At 64.0% G+C, this 15136-nt stretch carries 10 protein-coding genes; 3 read left to right on the forward strand and 7 right to left on the reverse strand.

Going from position 1 to position 15136, the window contains the following annotated elements:
• The first annotated feature begins 36 nt into the window (after nt 1–36).
• On the forward strand, nt 37–852 hold the full coding sequence (locus tag NKJ73_RS14300) for a helix-turn-helix domain-containing protein (RefSeq protein WP_352569855.1): 816 nt from the start codon (nt 37–39) through the stop codon (nt 850–852).
• On the opposite strand, the gene NKJ73_RS14305 is transcribed toward NKJ73_RS14300, so the two are convergent.
• Nucleotides 853–1830 carry a DMT family transporter gene (locus tag NKJ73_RS14305; protein WP_502894781.1) on the reverse strand — a complete coding sequence of 326 codons (978 nt, stop codon included), beginning with the start codon at nt 1828–1830 and terminating at the stop codon, nt 853–855. It abuts the gene before it with no gap.
• Nucleotides 1827–2051 carry a hypothetical protein gene (locus NKJ73_RS14310; protein ID WP_352570006.1) on the reverse strand — a complete coding sequence of 75 codons (225 nt, stop codon included), beginning with the start codon at nt 2049–2051 and terminating at the stop codon, nt 1827–1829. The genes NKJ73_RS14305 and NKJ73_RS14310 overlap by 4 nt, the downstream gene beginning before the upstream one ends.
• 154 nt (nt 2052–2205) lie before the next feature.
• Between NKJ73_RS14310 and pepN the strand changes: the two genes are divergently transcribed.
• Nucleotides 2206–4851: an aminopeptidase N gene (gene pepN, locus NKJ73_RS14315; protein WP_352569856.1), complete on the forward strand. Its 2646-nt coding sequence runs from the start codon at nt 2206–2208 to the stop codon at nt 4849–4851.
• Between the two features lie 189 nt (nt 4852–5040).
• Nucleotides 5041–7365 carry a PAS domain-containing sensor histidine kinase gene (locus tag NKJ73_RS14320; RefSeq protein ID WP_352569857.1) on the forward strand — a complete coding sequence of 775 codons (2325 nt, stop codon included), beginning with the start codon at nt 5041–5043 and terminating at the stop codon, nt 7363–7365.
• Nucleotides 7366–7416: 51 nt separating this feature from the next.
• Here NKJ73_RS14320 and NKJ73_RS14325 read toward each other — a convergent pair whose 3' ends face one another.
• The 5 genes from NKJ73_RS14325 to NKJ73_RS14345 all read right to left on the reverse strand — a co-directional run bounded on the left by NKJ73_RS14325 (nt 7417) and on the right by NKJ73_RS14345 (nt 15114).
• Nucleotides 7417–7896 carry an EF-hand domain-containing protein gene (locus tag NKJ73_RS14325; protein WP_352569858.1) on the reverse strand — a complete coding sequence of 160 codons (480 nt, stop codon included), beginning with the start codon at nt 7894–7896 and terminating at the stop codon, nt 7417–7419.
• Between the two features lie 145 nt (nt 7897–8041).
• Nucleotides 8042–11008, reverse strand: coding sequence for a bifunctional [glutamine synthetase] adenylyltransferase/[glutamine synthetase]-adenylyl-L-tyrosine phosphorylase (locus NKJ73_RS14330; protein WP_352569859.1), 2967 nt, complete (start codon nt 11006–11008; stop codon nt 8042–8044).
• Nucleotides 11008–12477 carry a sensor histidine kinase gene (locus NKJ73_RS14335; protein ID WP_352569861.1) on the reverse strand — a complete coding sequence of 490 codons (1470 nt, stop codon included), beginning with the start codon at nt 12475–12477 and terminating at the stop codon, nt 11008–11010. The genes NKJ73_RS14330 and NKJ73_RS14335 overlap by 1 nt, the downstream gene beginning before the upstream one ends.
• Nucleotides 12478–12483: 6 nt before the next feature.
• Complete coding sequence (locus NKJ73_RS14340; RefSeq protein ID WP_352454335.1) at nt 12484–13158, reverse strand: response regulator transcription factor; 675 nt, start codon at nt 13156–13158, stop codon at nt 12484–12486.
• A 399-nt stretch (nt 13159–13557) separates the two neighbouring features.
• Nucleotides 13558–15114, reverse strand: a complete 1557-nt coding sequence (locus NKJ73_RS14345; RefSeq protein WP_352569862.1) for a Do family serine endopeptidase — start codon at nt 15112–15114, stop codon at nt 13558–13560.
• Nucleotides 15115–15136 lie beyond the last annotated feature (22 nt).

The raw sequence follows: 15136 nt of genomic DNA on the forward strand, positions 1-15136 counted from the left end.
TTGAAATGCGCCCACTTCCGGCCTAGTCATCTCGTCATGACAGCAGCCCAGATTTCCGCCGGCAGTCTCATTCGCGAATGGCGTACACGCCGGCGCATGAGCCAGCTCGACCTTGCTATGGAGGCCGAGATCTCGCAGCGGCATCTGAGTTTCGTGGAAAGCGGCCGCGCCGCGCCCTCGCGTGATATGGTGTTGCATCTGGCAGAGCAGCTCTCGATCCCGCTCAGGCAGCGCAACCAGCTGCTGCTGGCCGCCGGCTTTGCCCCGAGCTTCAGCGAACGACCACTTGACGATGCCTCGATGGCACCGGCGATGGCGGCGGTCGAGACCGTGCTCAAGGCGCACGAGCCGTTCCCGGCGCTTGCCGTGGACCGGCATTGGAACCTGGTGTCGGCGAACGCCGCCATCGGCCCGTTCCTCGCCAATGTCGCCGACGCGTCCCTGCTGAAGCCGCCGGTCAACGTGTTGCGCCTCAGCCTGCATCCCGGCGGCATCGCGCCGCGCATCGTCAACCCTGCGGAATGGCGGACGCATCTTCTGGAGCGGCTGAAGCGGCAGAACGACGCTGCCGCCGATCCGGTTCTGGTCGAGCTCGAGCGCGAGCTTCGGGCATATCCGTCCGGCCCTAAAAGCAGCCGGCCGGCGCCGGTCGAACCGAACGCGATTGTCCATCCGCTCAAGCTTGCCCATGGCGACGCGGTGCTGTCGTTCATCAGCACCATCACCGTGTTCGGCACGCCGCTCGACGTGACGCTGTCGGAGCTGGCGATCGAATCTTTTTTCCCCGCCGACGAGCAGACGCGGGCGGTGCTGATGCGGCTGGCGAAAGAGCGGACCGACGCAGCGGGCTGATCACCCTTCCGGCGCGACGGCCTTGCGGGTGCGGGTGCGTTCGAGACCCAGCTGGCGCTCGCGCCAGATGATGAAAATCCCCGCCGCAACCACGATCATGCCGCCGACCAGCATGTTGATCGTGGCGACGTCGCCAAAGACCAGATAGCCGACGACGACGCCGAGGATCATCGAAGTGTATTCGAAAGGTGCTACGACGGAAGCCTCGGCATGGCGATAGGCCGAGGTCATCAGGATCTGGCCAAGCCCGCCGCAAAAACCCGCGGCAATCAGAAGCCCCGCCTGTGCTGGCGTCAGCGCCTGCCAGCCGAATGGCAGCGAAAGCAGCGCCATGACGCTCGCGGTTACCGAAAACCACAGCACGATGGTCGCCGTCCGCTCGCTCTGGACGAGGTTGCGAACCAGGAGCATGGCGATGGCCGAGATCGCCGCGGCTATGAGGGCGGCGATGACGCCAAGCACCTCCTGATCGCCAAGGGCAGCGCCCGAACTGAGCAGCGTCAGTTCCGGCCACGAGATGATCAGCACCCCGACCAGGCCGACGGCAACCGCACTCCAGCGATAGATGCGGATGGCTTCGCCGAGGAAGATCGAACTGAACACAACGACCAGCAGCGGCTGCGCGTAGTTCAGTGTGATCGCCTCCGGCAGCGGCAGCCGCGTCAGCGCGAAGAAGCCGAGCCCCATGGCACAGACACCGACGACGCCGCGCGCAATGTGGTTGAGCGGGCGCTTTGTCGAAAAGGCGGTTCCGAGTTTTCCCTGGAAGGCGAGGAAGGCGATGATCGGAAAAATGGCAAAGAAGGAGCGGAAGAAGACGATCTGGCCCGCCGGCACGGTGCCTGCCGCCTTGATGCAGGACGACATGCCGACGAAGACCGCCACCGATACGATCTTGAGCAAGATCCCGGTCAGCGTGCTGTGCTCGCCGGCAAGGTCGCCAGCTGCAAGCACTGGCAAATCCGGTCTGGCTGTCACGCCCCTTTTGCTTCCTCGATCGCCGCCCAGATGCACGCCGGCGTTGCCGGCATGTCGATATGCCTGATGCCGTAGGTGCGGTAGAGCGCGTCGGTCACCGCATTGAGCGCGGCAGGCGTCGACCCGATCGTACCCGCCTCCCGCGCGCCCTTGATGAAGGCCATATCCTCGCGACGCAACACAGAGGCGCTCGTTCCGAATTTCGGCGTGACGACGGTCATGGAAGCCTCGCGATGATGCTTGGGAAATGATCGCCTGAAATAGACGTCGCTGCAGTTTTGTCGAGGGAACGTTTCGTGTAAAGAGCGCAGACTTCAAATTATTTGGACCAGCGGACCCGCCCGCCGCTCCCGGATCGACAGGAAAAATCAAGGAATGCGCACAGATACCGGCCAGGTCTTCAAGCTCGAAGACTATCGCCCCAGTGATTATCTCATTCCGGAAACCAGCCTGACTTTCCGCCTTTCGCCTGAAGCAACGCATGTGACCGCCGTGCTGACGGTCGAACGCCGCGACGGGATTGCGGCGTCGGTGCCACTGGTGCTGGATGGCGACGGGCTGACGCTCCGCAGCATCGCCATCGACGGCCAGGAACCGAGCCCTGCGGATTTTCTCGCCACGCCCGATCAACTGACAATCATCAGCCCCCCTGCGACAAGGCGCTTCCAGCTGAGAATTGAAACCGTGTTGGCGCCGGCGCAGAACGAAGCGCTAATGGGCCTCTATCGCTCGAGCGACGTCTATTGCACACAATGCGAGGCCGAAGGCTTTCGCCGCATCACTTATTTCCTCGACCGTCCCGACATCCTGTCGGTCTATACGGTCCGCATCGAAGCTCAGCGCCGTGAGGCGCCGCTGCTTTTGTCCAACGGCAACCCGGCCGATGGCGGCGAGCTTGCCGGCGGCTGGCACTATGCGGTCTGGCACGACCCCTTCCCCAAGCCGTCCTATTTGTTTGCGCTGGTGGCGGGCGACCTCGGCAAGATCTCGGACAGTCTCGTCACCCTGTCTGGCCGCAAGGTCGAGCTCGGAATCTATGTCGAACCGGGCAAGGAGAGGCTCGCCGGCTACGCCATGGACGCTTTGAAACGGTCAATGAAATGGGACGAGGAGGCATTCGGCCGCGAATACGACCTCGATGTCTTCAACATCGTCGCCGTGTCCGACTTCAATATGGGCGCAATGGAGAACAAGGGCCTCAACATCTTCAACGATAAGTACGTTCTTGCCGACCAGGAAACTGCGACCGACGCCGATTTCGCCAATATCGAAGCCATCATCGCGCATGAGTATTTCCACAATTGGACAGGTAACAGAATCACTTGCCGCGACTGGTTCCAGCTTTGCCTGAAGGAAGGGCTGACGGTTTTCCGCGACCACGAATTCTCGGCCGATCAGCGCTCGCGCGCCGTCAAGCGCATCGCCGAGGTGCGTACGCTGCGCGCCCATCAGTTTCCCGAGGACCAAGGGCCGCTGGCGCATCCGGTCCGGCCTCGCCGCTACCGCGAGATCAACAATTTCTACACGGCGACGGTCTACGAAAAAGGCTCGGAAGTCGTGCGCATGATCCATACCATCCTCGGCGCCGAGACGTTCCGCGCCGGCATGGACCTCTACTTCGAACGTCACGACGGCCAGGCGGCGACGATCGAAGACTTCATCAAAGTGTTCGAAGACGTCTCAGGTCGCGACCTGTCGCAGTTTTCGCTGTGGTATCATCAGGCCGGTACGCCGAACCTGACCGTCAGTTCGGCGTATAATCCGGCGGCGCGGGAATTCACGCTCGAAATCGAGCAGTCGGTGCCGCCAACACCGGCGGAAAGCCGAAAGCGGCTGATGCACATTCCGCTTGCCTTCGGCCTGGTTGGCGCCGGTGGCGAGGCGATAGCCCATAGCGGCGTCGAAGGGGCGAATGTCGAGGACGGTGTCATCCATATCCGCAAACGCCGCCATGTCGTCAGGTTTTCCGGGATTGTCGAGCGTCCGGCCATGTCGCTCAACCGCGGCTTTTCGGCGCCGGTGACACTTTCGGTCGAGCAGCGGCCCGACGACCAGTTTTTTCTGGCTGGCCACGACAGTGACGCCTTCTCGCGCTGGCAGTCGTTCAACACGCTTTTGACCGATGCGCTGATTGCCGGTTTCCGCCAGATCCTGGACCACAGGCCAACCGAGATCAGCGCCCGGCTGACCGAGCTTGCCGGCAAGACAGCCGGCGACGAAGCACTCGAACCCGCCTATCGGGCACTGGCCCTGGCGCTGCCCGGCGAGGCCGATATCGCCCGCGACATCGGCAAGAACATCGACCCCGACGCCATTTTCGCGGCGCGCGAGGCGCTGGCAGTTGCGATCGCCGAGGCCAACCGCGAGATATTCTCCAAACTTTACGATCGGCTCGCCGACAATGGCCCGTTCAGCCCGGACGCGGCCAGTGCCGGGCGGCGGGCTCTGCGCAATGTCCTGCTGGACTATCTCTCCTTGCTGCCGGGAGGTGCGGGACTCGCTGCCGGGCACTTCCAATCGGCGACCAACATGACGGATCGTGCCGCGGCGTTGACCGTTCTTGCGCACCGTCACCATGGCTCACCTGAGGCGACCATGGCACTGGCCGATTTCGAGGCGAAATATGGAACCGATCCGCTGGTCATGGACAAATGGTTCCAGACCCAGGCCAGCGTGCCCGGCCCGCAAACCGTGGACGCGGTGCGCGCCTTGACCAGCCACCCGGCGTTCTCGATGGCCAACCCGAACCGGGTACGGGCACTCATCGGTACGTTTTCCAGCGCCAACCAGACCGGCTTCCATCGCGCCGACGGCCAAGGCTACCGGCTTTTCGTCGAAACGGTGCTGCAGGTCGAAAAACGCAACCCGCAGGTGGCCGCCAGGCTGGCGACGGCGCTCAGGTCGTGGCGCTCGCTCGAACCGGTGCGGCAGGCCAAGGCAAGGGAGGCGTTGCTTTCGATCGCCAATACCGAGAAGCTGTCGGCCGATTTGCGAGACATCGTCGAGCGCACCCTGGCGTAAGCGACCTCCCGTTCTCCCCTTGTGGGAAAAAGGGAAGACCACCCGAAAACCCCATTATTTTAGTCGATTTTTAATCTTTTTTCGTCGCGCCTCTGGACAAGGCGAATCACCTTTGATTCTTTAGTGACGATTCGGAAGTGCGGCGTTGCCGGATCGTCAAGCGGGACAGAAAATCGGGGAGTGCCATTTATGGCGAAGGCGGACGCGTGGGGCGCGCCCGGTGGGACGGCGTTTGAGCGTCGCGAGGCGCGAAGCGACGGTCTCGCGGGCAATACGCGGCTCATCGCCGAACCTGCCTACCGACGGCTGCTGGCAGCCGAGCCGCTGTTGCGGCGATCGATCCCGGCCCTCATCATCATGTTTCTGTTGATCATCGCAGTACTGCGCTTTCTGTCGCTGATGAACGAGCGCGACGAGATCGAGCGCGACGCCAAGGCGATCCTTGCGCTGGCCGCCGGCCAACTGGCCAGTTCGATCGCCGACGCGACCATGGTTTCCGCGCCCGGCGCGATCCAGGACCTGCTGGAGAGCACCGGTCGTCAGGGCGCGATGGGCCGAAGCCACGTACTGGCGATCACCGATAGCGCCTTCAAGATCATTGCCGTATCGCCGCAGTCGATGCACTGGGAGGGGCGATCGCTCGATGGCGTCGTGCAGGGCGGGCAGCCGCTGTTCATGTTCGGCGACCGCGCCGGGGTAATGGAGGTCAACATCGGCGGACAGGACTGGTACGCGGCAGTGAGCCTGGCGAATGGCCGAAGGGGTGCCGCGGCCGCGTTCGTGCCGCAGGAGGCAGTTTTTGACGCCTGGCGCAAGACGGTCTCGCTCAACGTCACGCTGTTCGTGCTGACGGCCGGCGTGCTGATCATCATCCTCTACGCCTATTTCGGCCAGGCGGCGCGCGCCCAGGCCGCCGATCGCATCTATCTCGAAGCCCACCAGCGCATCGACATGGCGCTGGTGCGCGGCCGCTGCGGCCTGTGGGATTGGGACATGGTGCGCGGCAAGATGTACTGGTCGCGCTCGATGTACGACATGCTGGGCTACGAGCCTTGTGACACGATGCTGTCGTTCGGCGAAGTCGATGAAATCATTCATCCCGAGGACGGCGATTTGTTCGAACTCGCCAACAGGATCGTCGCACGCGAGATCGACCATATCGACCAGGTGTTCCGGATGCGCCATGCCGACGGGCAATGGATTTGGATGCGCGCAAGAGCACACGTTATCGACCCGGAAGCGCCGGAGATCCAGCTGATCGGCATCGCCGTCGACGTCACCGAGCAGCGGCATCTGGCGCTGCGCTCCGAAGCGGCGGACCTGCGCCTGAGGACGGCCATCGAAAACATCAACGAATCTTTCGTGCTGTGGGATTCGTCCGAGCGCCTGATCATGTGCAATTCCAAATACCAGCAGGACAACGGCCTGTTGGATCGCGACGTGATGCCGGGCGCTCCGCGCGCCGTTCTGGAGGAACGCATGCTGGCCTTCGCCTCGGAGCGGCGGCTTGCCAACACCAACGGACCGCAGGGAGGCGTGACCTTCGAGCGCCAGCTTGCCGACGGCCGCTGGCTGCAGGTGAACGAGTTGCGGACAAGGGACGGCGGTACCGTCTCTGTCGGCTCCGACATCACCCAGATCAAGCTGCACCAGGAGAAGCTGGTCGACAGCGAGCGCCGGCTGATGGCGACAATCCATGACCTCAGCCTTGCCCGCCGCGCGGAAGAAGAACGGGCTCGTGAGCTCGTCGAACTCAATCGCAAATACATGAAGGAAACCGAGCGCGCCGAAGCGGCGAACCGGGCGAAATCCGAATTCCTGGCCAACATGTCGCACGAGTTGCGCACCCCGCTCAACGCGATCATCGGCTTCTCGGAACTGATGGAACGGCGGCTGTTCGGGCCGCTGGGTTCGCCGCGCTACGAAGAGTATGCCACCGACATCAACGGCAGCGGCAAATATCTTCTCGGCGTGATCAATGACATTCTCGACATGTCGAAGATCGAGGCCGGCCAGTTCGCACTGGATCAGGAAGAAATCGATCTCTGCCCGCTTATCAGGGAGACGGTTCGCGTCGTCTCTCTGCAGGCGGCGGAAAAGTCGATCACCGTCGAAACCCGCATCGCCGATTCGCTGACGCTGTTCGCCGACCGCAGGGCGATCAAGCAGATCCTCATCAACCTTCTGTCCAATGCGGTGAAGTTCACCGGGCAAGGCGGCCACATCTCGGTCAGAGCCCGCAGCATTTCCAGCGCGCTGATCCTGACGATCGAGGACAATGGCTGCGGCATCCCGAAGGCGGCGCTGAGCAAGCTCGGGCGGCCATTCGAACAGGTGCAAAACCAGTTCTCCAAGAGCCATGCCGGCTCCGGCCTCGGCCTCGCCATCTCGCGCTCGCTGGCCGAGCTTCAGGGTGGCGCGTTGAAGATCCGCTCGACCGAAAGCGTCGGAACGATCGTCTCGGTACGCATCCCGATCAAGAAAGCCGCGCAGGCGGTCAGGGCCGCTGCCTGAATGACAAAATAAGTCTCCGGCGGCTCGCGCCGCCGGAGCGGTTGTCAATTCTCACTGCATGCCGTCAGCGCCATCATTGCCCTCGCCGTCCCATTGGCGGTGACGGCCGGGACCCTTCGGCAGTTCGTTCTTCTCGATTTTCCCGTCATTGTCACGGTCGAGCATGGCGAAGACCTTCTTCTGGCGGCTTGTGATGTCGTCGGCGGTCAGCGTGCCGTCGCCCTTGGTGTCGTAACGGGCGATGATGCGCCTGGCCATCTGCTCGAAGCGTGCTTTCTCCAGCGCGTCGGCGAGCTGTGCCACGGTCAGCTTGCCGCCATTGTCGGCGACCATCTTCTTCAGCCGCGCGTTCATGGCGTCGGAGAACTGGTCGAAGGTGATGGTGCCGTCATTGTCCTTCATGACCTTGCCGAGGCGCATCATCATGCCGTCGCGCGGCCCGGCCCCGGAGTGCTCGTCTGCATAGGCAGCGGTGCCGACGGCGCCGGCCAGGGCTGCGAAAACGAGTGCAAGTCTGGTCGTCTTTCTCATGGTCTTCTCCTGTTGCATCGTCACCCCCGATGCTAGAGCGGCGGACCTTCAATCCCCCGCTCTATCTCTTTGATTGAACATCGGAACCTCCCAAAGCAGGTCGCAATTTTGGGCCCGATGCTCTCGCCCGTACGGCTGGTTGCCGTCACGGTTGTTTCGCACGAAGCAGAAGGTCGAAATCCTTTCTGACCTTCTGCGACGTCTCCCCGAGATGCGCTTCAAGCACCCCGAAATCTGGCAGGTCGGTGACGGCCAGAAGCAGATCCGAAAGCCCTGGCGGAACGTCGTCTCGTTCGAACGCGCCGGTGAGGCAAAGCCGTATCATCTGGGTCAGCGCCAGATAGAGCGAATAGGCATCCACCAGTTCCTGCCTGACCTGGGCGCTGGTGAAATCCGGCGCCAGGCGCGACAGGACCTCAGCCGTGCCGGTGGCCCTGCGGCCTGCCTCGATCTTTCCGGTGATCAGCGCAATCTGGGCAATGAATTCGAGATCGATGAGGCCGCCCGGGATCAGCTTGATGTCCCAGGGATCGCGCGGCGGCTTCTCCTTGTCGACCATGGCGCGCATCTCGGATGCCTCGGCCATCACCTTGGCTGGATCGCGCGGCAGAGCGAGCACTGCGGCAACTTCTCCCTCGACCTCGCGGCAGAGCTCGGCATCGCCGCCGATCGTGCGGGCGCGCGCCAGCGCCATGTGCTCCCATGTCCAGGCTTCCTGGCGCTGATACTTCTTGAAGGCGTCGACATGGGTGGCCACCGGCCCCTTGTTGCCGGACGGCCGCAGGCGAAGGTCGAGCTCGTAGAGCACGCCCTCGGCGGTCGGCGCCGAAACGGCGGCGATCAGCCGCTGTGTCAGCCGGCTGTAGTAATGCGAGGGGGCAAGCGGCTTGTCGCCGTCGGACTCCTCCGCATCGGCGTCGTGATCGTAGAGCAGGATGAGGTCGACGTCGGAGCCCGCCGTCAGTTCGCGGCTGCCGAGCTTGCCCATGCCGAGCAGCGCGACCCGGCCGCCGGCAATATAGCCATGACGCAAAGCGAATTCCGCCATCACCGCCTGCAATGCCGCCTCGATGGTCAGGTCGGCGAGATCGGAAAAAGCGCGGCCGGCGCGCGGCGGGTCGATCGACCCGGCAAGCAGCCTGACGCCGATCAGGAATTTTTGCTCCGAAGCAAAGATGCGCAGCCGGTCGAGCACGTCTTCATAGGCTCTGTCGCCTTCGAGGAAGGCGGCAAGGCGCGCCGACAGATAGGCGCGGTTTGGCAGTTCGCTCAGCAGCGCCGGATCGAGCAGCCCATCGAAGACATGCGGCCGGCGCGTGATGATGGCGGCCAGCCGCGGTGCCGCGCCCATGATAGTCGCCATCAGCTTCAGCAAAGCCGGATTCGACTGCAGCAGCGAAAACAGCTGGATGCCGGCAGGCAGGCCGGCAAGGAATTCGTCGAAGCGGATCACTGCGTCGTCCGCCCGCCGCGTCTGGCCGAAGGCTTGCAGCAGCGCCGGCGTCAGTTCGGTCAGCCGCTCGCGCGCTTCCGCCGACCTGGTGACGCGGTAGCGGCCGAAGTGCCAGCCGCGGATAACCCGGCAGATGTCGCTCGGCCGCTGGAAGCCGAGCCGCTGCAAGGTCTGCAAGGTGTCGGGATCGTCGACGTCGCCGGTAAAGACCAGATTGCCGATGCCGGCCGAAAGCTCCGGCGCGGTTTCGAACAGCGCTGCATAGTGGCGCTCGACCTGGTGCAGCGCCGCGCGGAACGTTTCGGCAAAGCCTGCCGCATCGGCAAAGCCCAGCATGCGGGCGACGCGCTCCAGCCCCTCTTCGTCCTCCGGCAGGATATGCGTCTGCTGGTCGGCAACCATCTGGATGGCATGTTCGACGCGGCGCAGGAACCAGTATTGCCTGGTGAGCGCATCGCGCGCGTCGGCGGTGATCCAGCCGCGCGCGGCGAGCTCGCCGAGCATCGGCACGGTCTCGCGGCCGCTCAGTTCGGGAAAGCGGCCGCCGGCGATGAGTTGCTGGGTCTGGACGAAGAACTCGATCTCGCGGATGCCGCCGCGGCCGAGCTTGACGTTGTGGCCTTTGACCGCGACCTCGCCATGGCCCTTGTGGGCGTGGATCTGGCGCTTGATCGAATGGACGTCGGCAATCGCCGCGTAGTCCATGTATTTGCGCCAGATATAGGGCTGCAGTCCCTTCACGAACGCGGCGCCGGCGGCAACATCGCCGGCCACCGGGCGCGCCTTGATCATGGCGGCGCGCTCCCAGTTCTGGCCGCGCGCCTCATAGTAGCGCAGCGCCGCCTCGACCGGGATCGCCAGCGGCGTCGAGCCGGGGTCGGGACGAAGCCTGAGATCGGTGCGGAAGACATAACCATGCTCGGTGCGGTCCTGGAGAATGCGGACCAGCCGGCGGGTCAGGCGCGAAAACAGCTCGGTTGCATCGAGCGGATCGACGACAGCTGGCGCATCGGGGTCGAAGAAGACGACGAGGTCGATGTCGGAGGAAAAGTTCAACTCATGCGCGCCGAGCTTGCCCATGCCGAGCAGAATCCAGCCCGAGCGTCGCGCCGGATTTTTGGCATCCGGCAATCGGAGCTTGCCTTGCTCATGCGCGTCGCGGAGCAGGAAATCGACAGCCGCACGCGTGCAGGCGTCGGCAAGGTCGCTCAGTCGCCGCACCGTCAGCGAGGTCTCGGCTTCGCCGGCGAGATCGGCCAAGGCGATCAGGAAATGCGCCTCCGCCTTGCATTGGCGCAGCTCCATCATCAGGCTGCTTTCGGAGACGGCCTGTACGCGTGCTGCCTTGTCGACCGCGGCGCCGATCGATGATAGCCGCGCCTCGATGGTCTCGTCGAAAAGCGCATCGAGTCTCCGCGGCCGGCGGCGCGCGGTATCGCGCAGGAACGGCGACAGGTCGAACACGGCGGCGAGGAAATCCTGGACGACCCCCTTGCCTGCCAAGAATTTCGCCAGTCGCGGCAGTTCTTTTTGCCGCGCGGCGTCGGCGATCTCCGACAATCCCTGCCTGGCGCGGCTTGCATCCAGCGGAACGAGCTTTATCGCCGGCTTCAACAGCCAGTCCGTTTCGAGGCGTCGCACTGCCATCCTCGCTACCATCAGCGATCCTCCCGCCCGGGAAAACTCATGACGACGGACAATCCGGGATTGCCGGGCAGAAGCTCAAGCCGTCCATTGTGGAACGTCACGATCGCCTTGGCGAGGCTCAAGCCAAGGCCGGAACCCGGCTGCGAGCGGCTCTTTTCCAGCCGCACGAAACGCTCGGTCACCCTGGCGCGGTCGACATCGTCGGGAATGCCCTGGCCGTTGTCGGAGACGGCGAGTCTGATCTCGCTGCCGACACGCTCCAGCGTCACGCGAACCGTAGGCCTGGAGGTCGAGTCGGTCGAATATTTGATCGCGTTGTCGACGATGTTGGACAGCGCCTGGCCAATCAGCTCGCGATTGCCGTTGACGGCGAAGGAACCTTGCACCGAAGTTTCGAGCGTCACGCCCGCCTCCTCCGCTACCGGCTCGTAGAGTTCGACGACGTCGTGCACGGCAGCGGCCAGATCAACCCTGGTGGTGCTTTCCGAGGAATAGCCGGCTTCCAGTCGCGAGATCATCAGGATGGCGTTGAAGGTCTTTATCAGCTGATCGGATTCGGCGATCGTTCCTTCCAGCGCCTGCCGGTAGTCGCTGGTGTTGTGCTTGCCGGAAAGCGTCGCCTCGGCGCGATTGCGCAGCCTGGTCAGCGGCGTTTTCAGGTCGTGGGCGATGTTGTCGGAGACCTGCTTCAGGCCCTCGTTGAGCGTGGCGATCCTGGCCAGCATGGAATTGAGGTTTTCCGACAGCCGGTCGAACTCGTCGCCAGCGCCGGTGACCGGCAGCCGGCCGGAAAGATCGCCGCCCAGGATACGGCGGCTCGCCTCGGACACGCTGTCGATGCGCTTCAGCGCCGCGCGCCCGACAAAAAACCAGATCAGCAGCCCGCCGACGCCCATCATGCCGAGCGCCAGCATCAGAGCGCGGCGAATGACGGCGCGGAAGCGCTCCGGCTCGCCGAGGTCGCGGCCGACCAGCATGATCATCTGGTTGGGCAGGCGCAGCACCAGGGCAATGGCGTTGTGGCCTTTCTCGCCTTCGGCCTGGACTTCGCTCTGGGCGGGCTCGTTCGGGTCGGCGACCGGGTTGCGCTGCCGCTCGAGCTCGCCCTCACCGAAGCGGCGGTAGGAGAACGGTTCGGTGGTCCAGCCCTCGGCCTCGATCACGCCCGGCTCCAGGCTCTGCACGTTGCCGGTCAGGATCTGGCCGTTGGCATCGGCGATCAGATAGAGATTGGCGCCGGGCTGGCGGGAGCGCTGCTCGACGACACGGACCAGCAGCGGCAAGCCGCCGCGCTGATAGGCGCGGGCGAGGCCGAGCACCTCGTCGTTGATCGTGTCCTGGGTCTGGCCGGTCAGCATGCGCGCCGACAGCGAGGTCATGTAAAACACGAGCAGCACCGCGCAGATGGCGAACAGCAGGAGGTAGAGCGCCGAAAGCCGCGCTGCCGTCGTCTTCATGATGGCCGGCACGGAAAGAGTCATGGGGTTCTAGCCGCTTTTCAGCATGTAGCCGGCGCCGCGAACCGTGTGCAGGATCGGCTTGTCGAAGCCCTTCTCGATCTTGCCCCGCAGCCGCGAGATATGAACGTCGATGACGTTGGTCTGCGGATCGAAATGGTAGTCCCAGACATTCTCGAGCAGCATGGTGCGCGTCACCACCTGGCCGGCATGGCGCATCAGATATTCGAGCAGGCGGAACTCGCGCGGCTGCAGCGTTATCTCGCGCCCGGCGCGGCGCACCGAGTGCGACAGCCGGTCGAGTTCGAGATCACCGACCCGGTAGACGGTTTCGGCTTCCCTGGCGCTGGCGCGGCGGTTCAGCACCTCGACGCGGGCGAGCAGTTCGGAAAAGGCGTAGGGTTTGGTCAGATAGTCGTCGCCGCCGGCGCGCAGACCGGTGACCCGGTCGTCGACTTCGCCGAGCGCCGACAGGATCAGCACGGGCGTCGTATTGCCCCGGGACCTGAGCCCGGCAATGACGGACAGGCCGTCGCGACGCGGCATCATGCGGTCAATGACCATGACGTCATAGTCGCCGGAATCGGCGAGCGCGAAGCCGGTTTCGCCGTCGCCGGCGACATGGGCGGTATGGCCGGCCTCGGCGAACGCCTTCTGCAGGTAGTCGGCTGCCTCGCGATCGTCTTCTATGACGAGAATCTTCATAGAACCGTTATACGCGATTTCACTGGAAGATTGAGTGGCCGGCATATGCATCGTGGCCTTCTCCATGACGTATCGCGAACAAAGTGATTCAGGGATACGCGGTAAGTCTTTGTTTTAGCATGTCGTAGCCTAAAATCGCTTCACGCCTTGAGCGGCATGTTCGAGCGGCAGCGGGCGATGGGAGGCCCGCTGCCGCTGGGGCGGAACACGATGACTGACTAACGTATTCAGGCCCCGTGCTTTCCCGTGCGGTGGCTCGGGGGTGTTGAAAACCGCCGCATCGGAAAAGTCGACCACTAGAGCGCCGCGCGTCCTCTTGGACGCGCAAAGGACGCTCTAGCACCTTGAATCGGCGCATGAGCCTTTCCGAAAACGGAATACGTGTTCGGGGTCATGCGCTCAGCCCTTGGCGACAGGCAGTGCGACGAAGCGGTTGCTGTCGTCGCGGGTGATCTGCATCAGCACCGCCTTGCGGCCGGACTTCACCGCGTCGGCCATCGCCTTGTCGACGTCGCCGGCGCCGTTCACTTCCGCCGAATTGACGGAGGTGATGACGTCGCCGGGCTGGATGCCGCGATCGGCGGCATCGCTGTCGGGGTCGACATCGGTCACCACAAGGCCCTTGCCATTGTCAGACTTGGTGACGGTCAGGCCGAGATCGGCGAGCGTGTCGGTCTTCGGCGCGGGGGCAGGCTGCTGGTCGGCCGAGGCCTGCTTGTCGCTCGACGGCAGCTTGCCGAGATCGACCTTAACCGCCTCGCTCTTGCCGTTGCGCCACACCGTGACATCGACAGATTTGCCGGGCGGGTAAGCGCCGATCAGGCGGGCGAGTTCCTTCGGCGAAGCAACGTCCTTGCCGTCCACCTGGGTGATCACGTCACCGGCGGTGATGCCGGCCTTCTTGCCGGGACCGTTGTCCTGTGCGCTGGCAACGAGCGCGCCCTTGCCGGACCCAAGGCCAAGCGACTCGGCGATTTCGGGCGTGACCGGCTGGATTTCGACGCCGAGCCAGCCGCGCTGGACTGTACCGTTCTTCATCAGATCCTGCACGACCTGCTTGGCGGTCGAAGCGGGAATATCGAAGGCAATGCCGACGCTGCCGCCCGACGGCGAGAAGATCGCGGTGTTGATGCCGACAACCTGGCCGTTGAGGTTGAAGGTCGGGCCGCCCGAATTGCCGCGGTTCACCGAGGCGTCGATCTGGATGAAGTCGTCATAGGGACCGGCGCCGATATCGCGGCCGCGGGCCGAGACGATGCCGGCGGTAACCGTGCCGCCGAGGCCGAACGGATTGCCGACAGCCACCACCCAGTCGCCGACGCGAACCTTGGAATCATCGGCGAAGTCGACATAGGTGAACTTGCTGCCGTCATCGACCTTGAGCACGGCAAGATCGGTGCGCGGATCGGTGCCGATCAGCTTGGCGTCGAGTTCCTTGCCGTCATTGGTCACCACGGTGAAGGCGGTGCCCTCCTCGACGACATGGTTGTTGGTGACGAGATAGCCGTCATCGGAGATGAAGAAACCGGACCCTTGCGCCACCGGCCGCGGCTGGTCGTTGTTGCGGTCACGGTGTCCAAAACGGCGCATTCCGTTCGGGCCCTGATCGCCGCCTTGATCGCCAAAGCCGCGGAATTCGCGGAAGAACCGGCGCAGCTGCGGGTTGTCGGGAAGATTGCCTAAGCCGTCCTCGTCGTCCATCTGGCCGGAACCGTCATCGGCCGTCGACTGGATCTTGGCCTTGACGCGCACGCTGACGACCGCCGGCGAAACGCGCTCGACCACATCGGCGAAGCTCGGGACCTGCGGTGCCTCGACACGCACGGCGTCGGCCAGCACCGGGGCTGTCCCGGTGGCAACAGCACCAAAGCCGATCGCGCCGGCAATGGCCAGGGATGCGGCTGCGGCCAGCAGGCGTTTACGGGTGCGAAGATATGAATTGGGGGCAACATTCATGGTTATCGTATCCTCTTTTCAA

The organism is Mesorhizobium sp. M0074, from assembly GCF_040322975.1.
Taxonomy (GTDB): domain Bacteria; phylum Pseudomonadota; class Alphaproteobacteria; order Rhizobiales; family Rhizobiaceae; genus Mesorhizobium.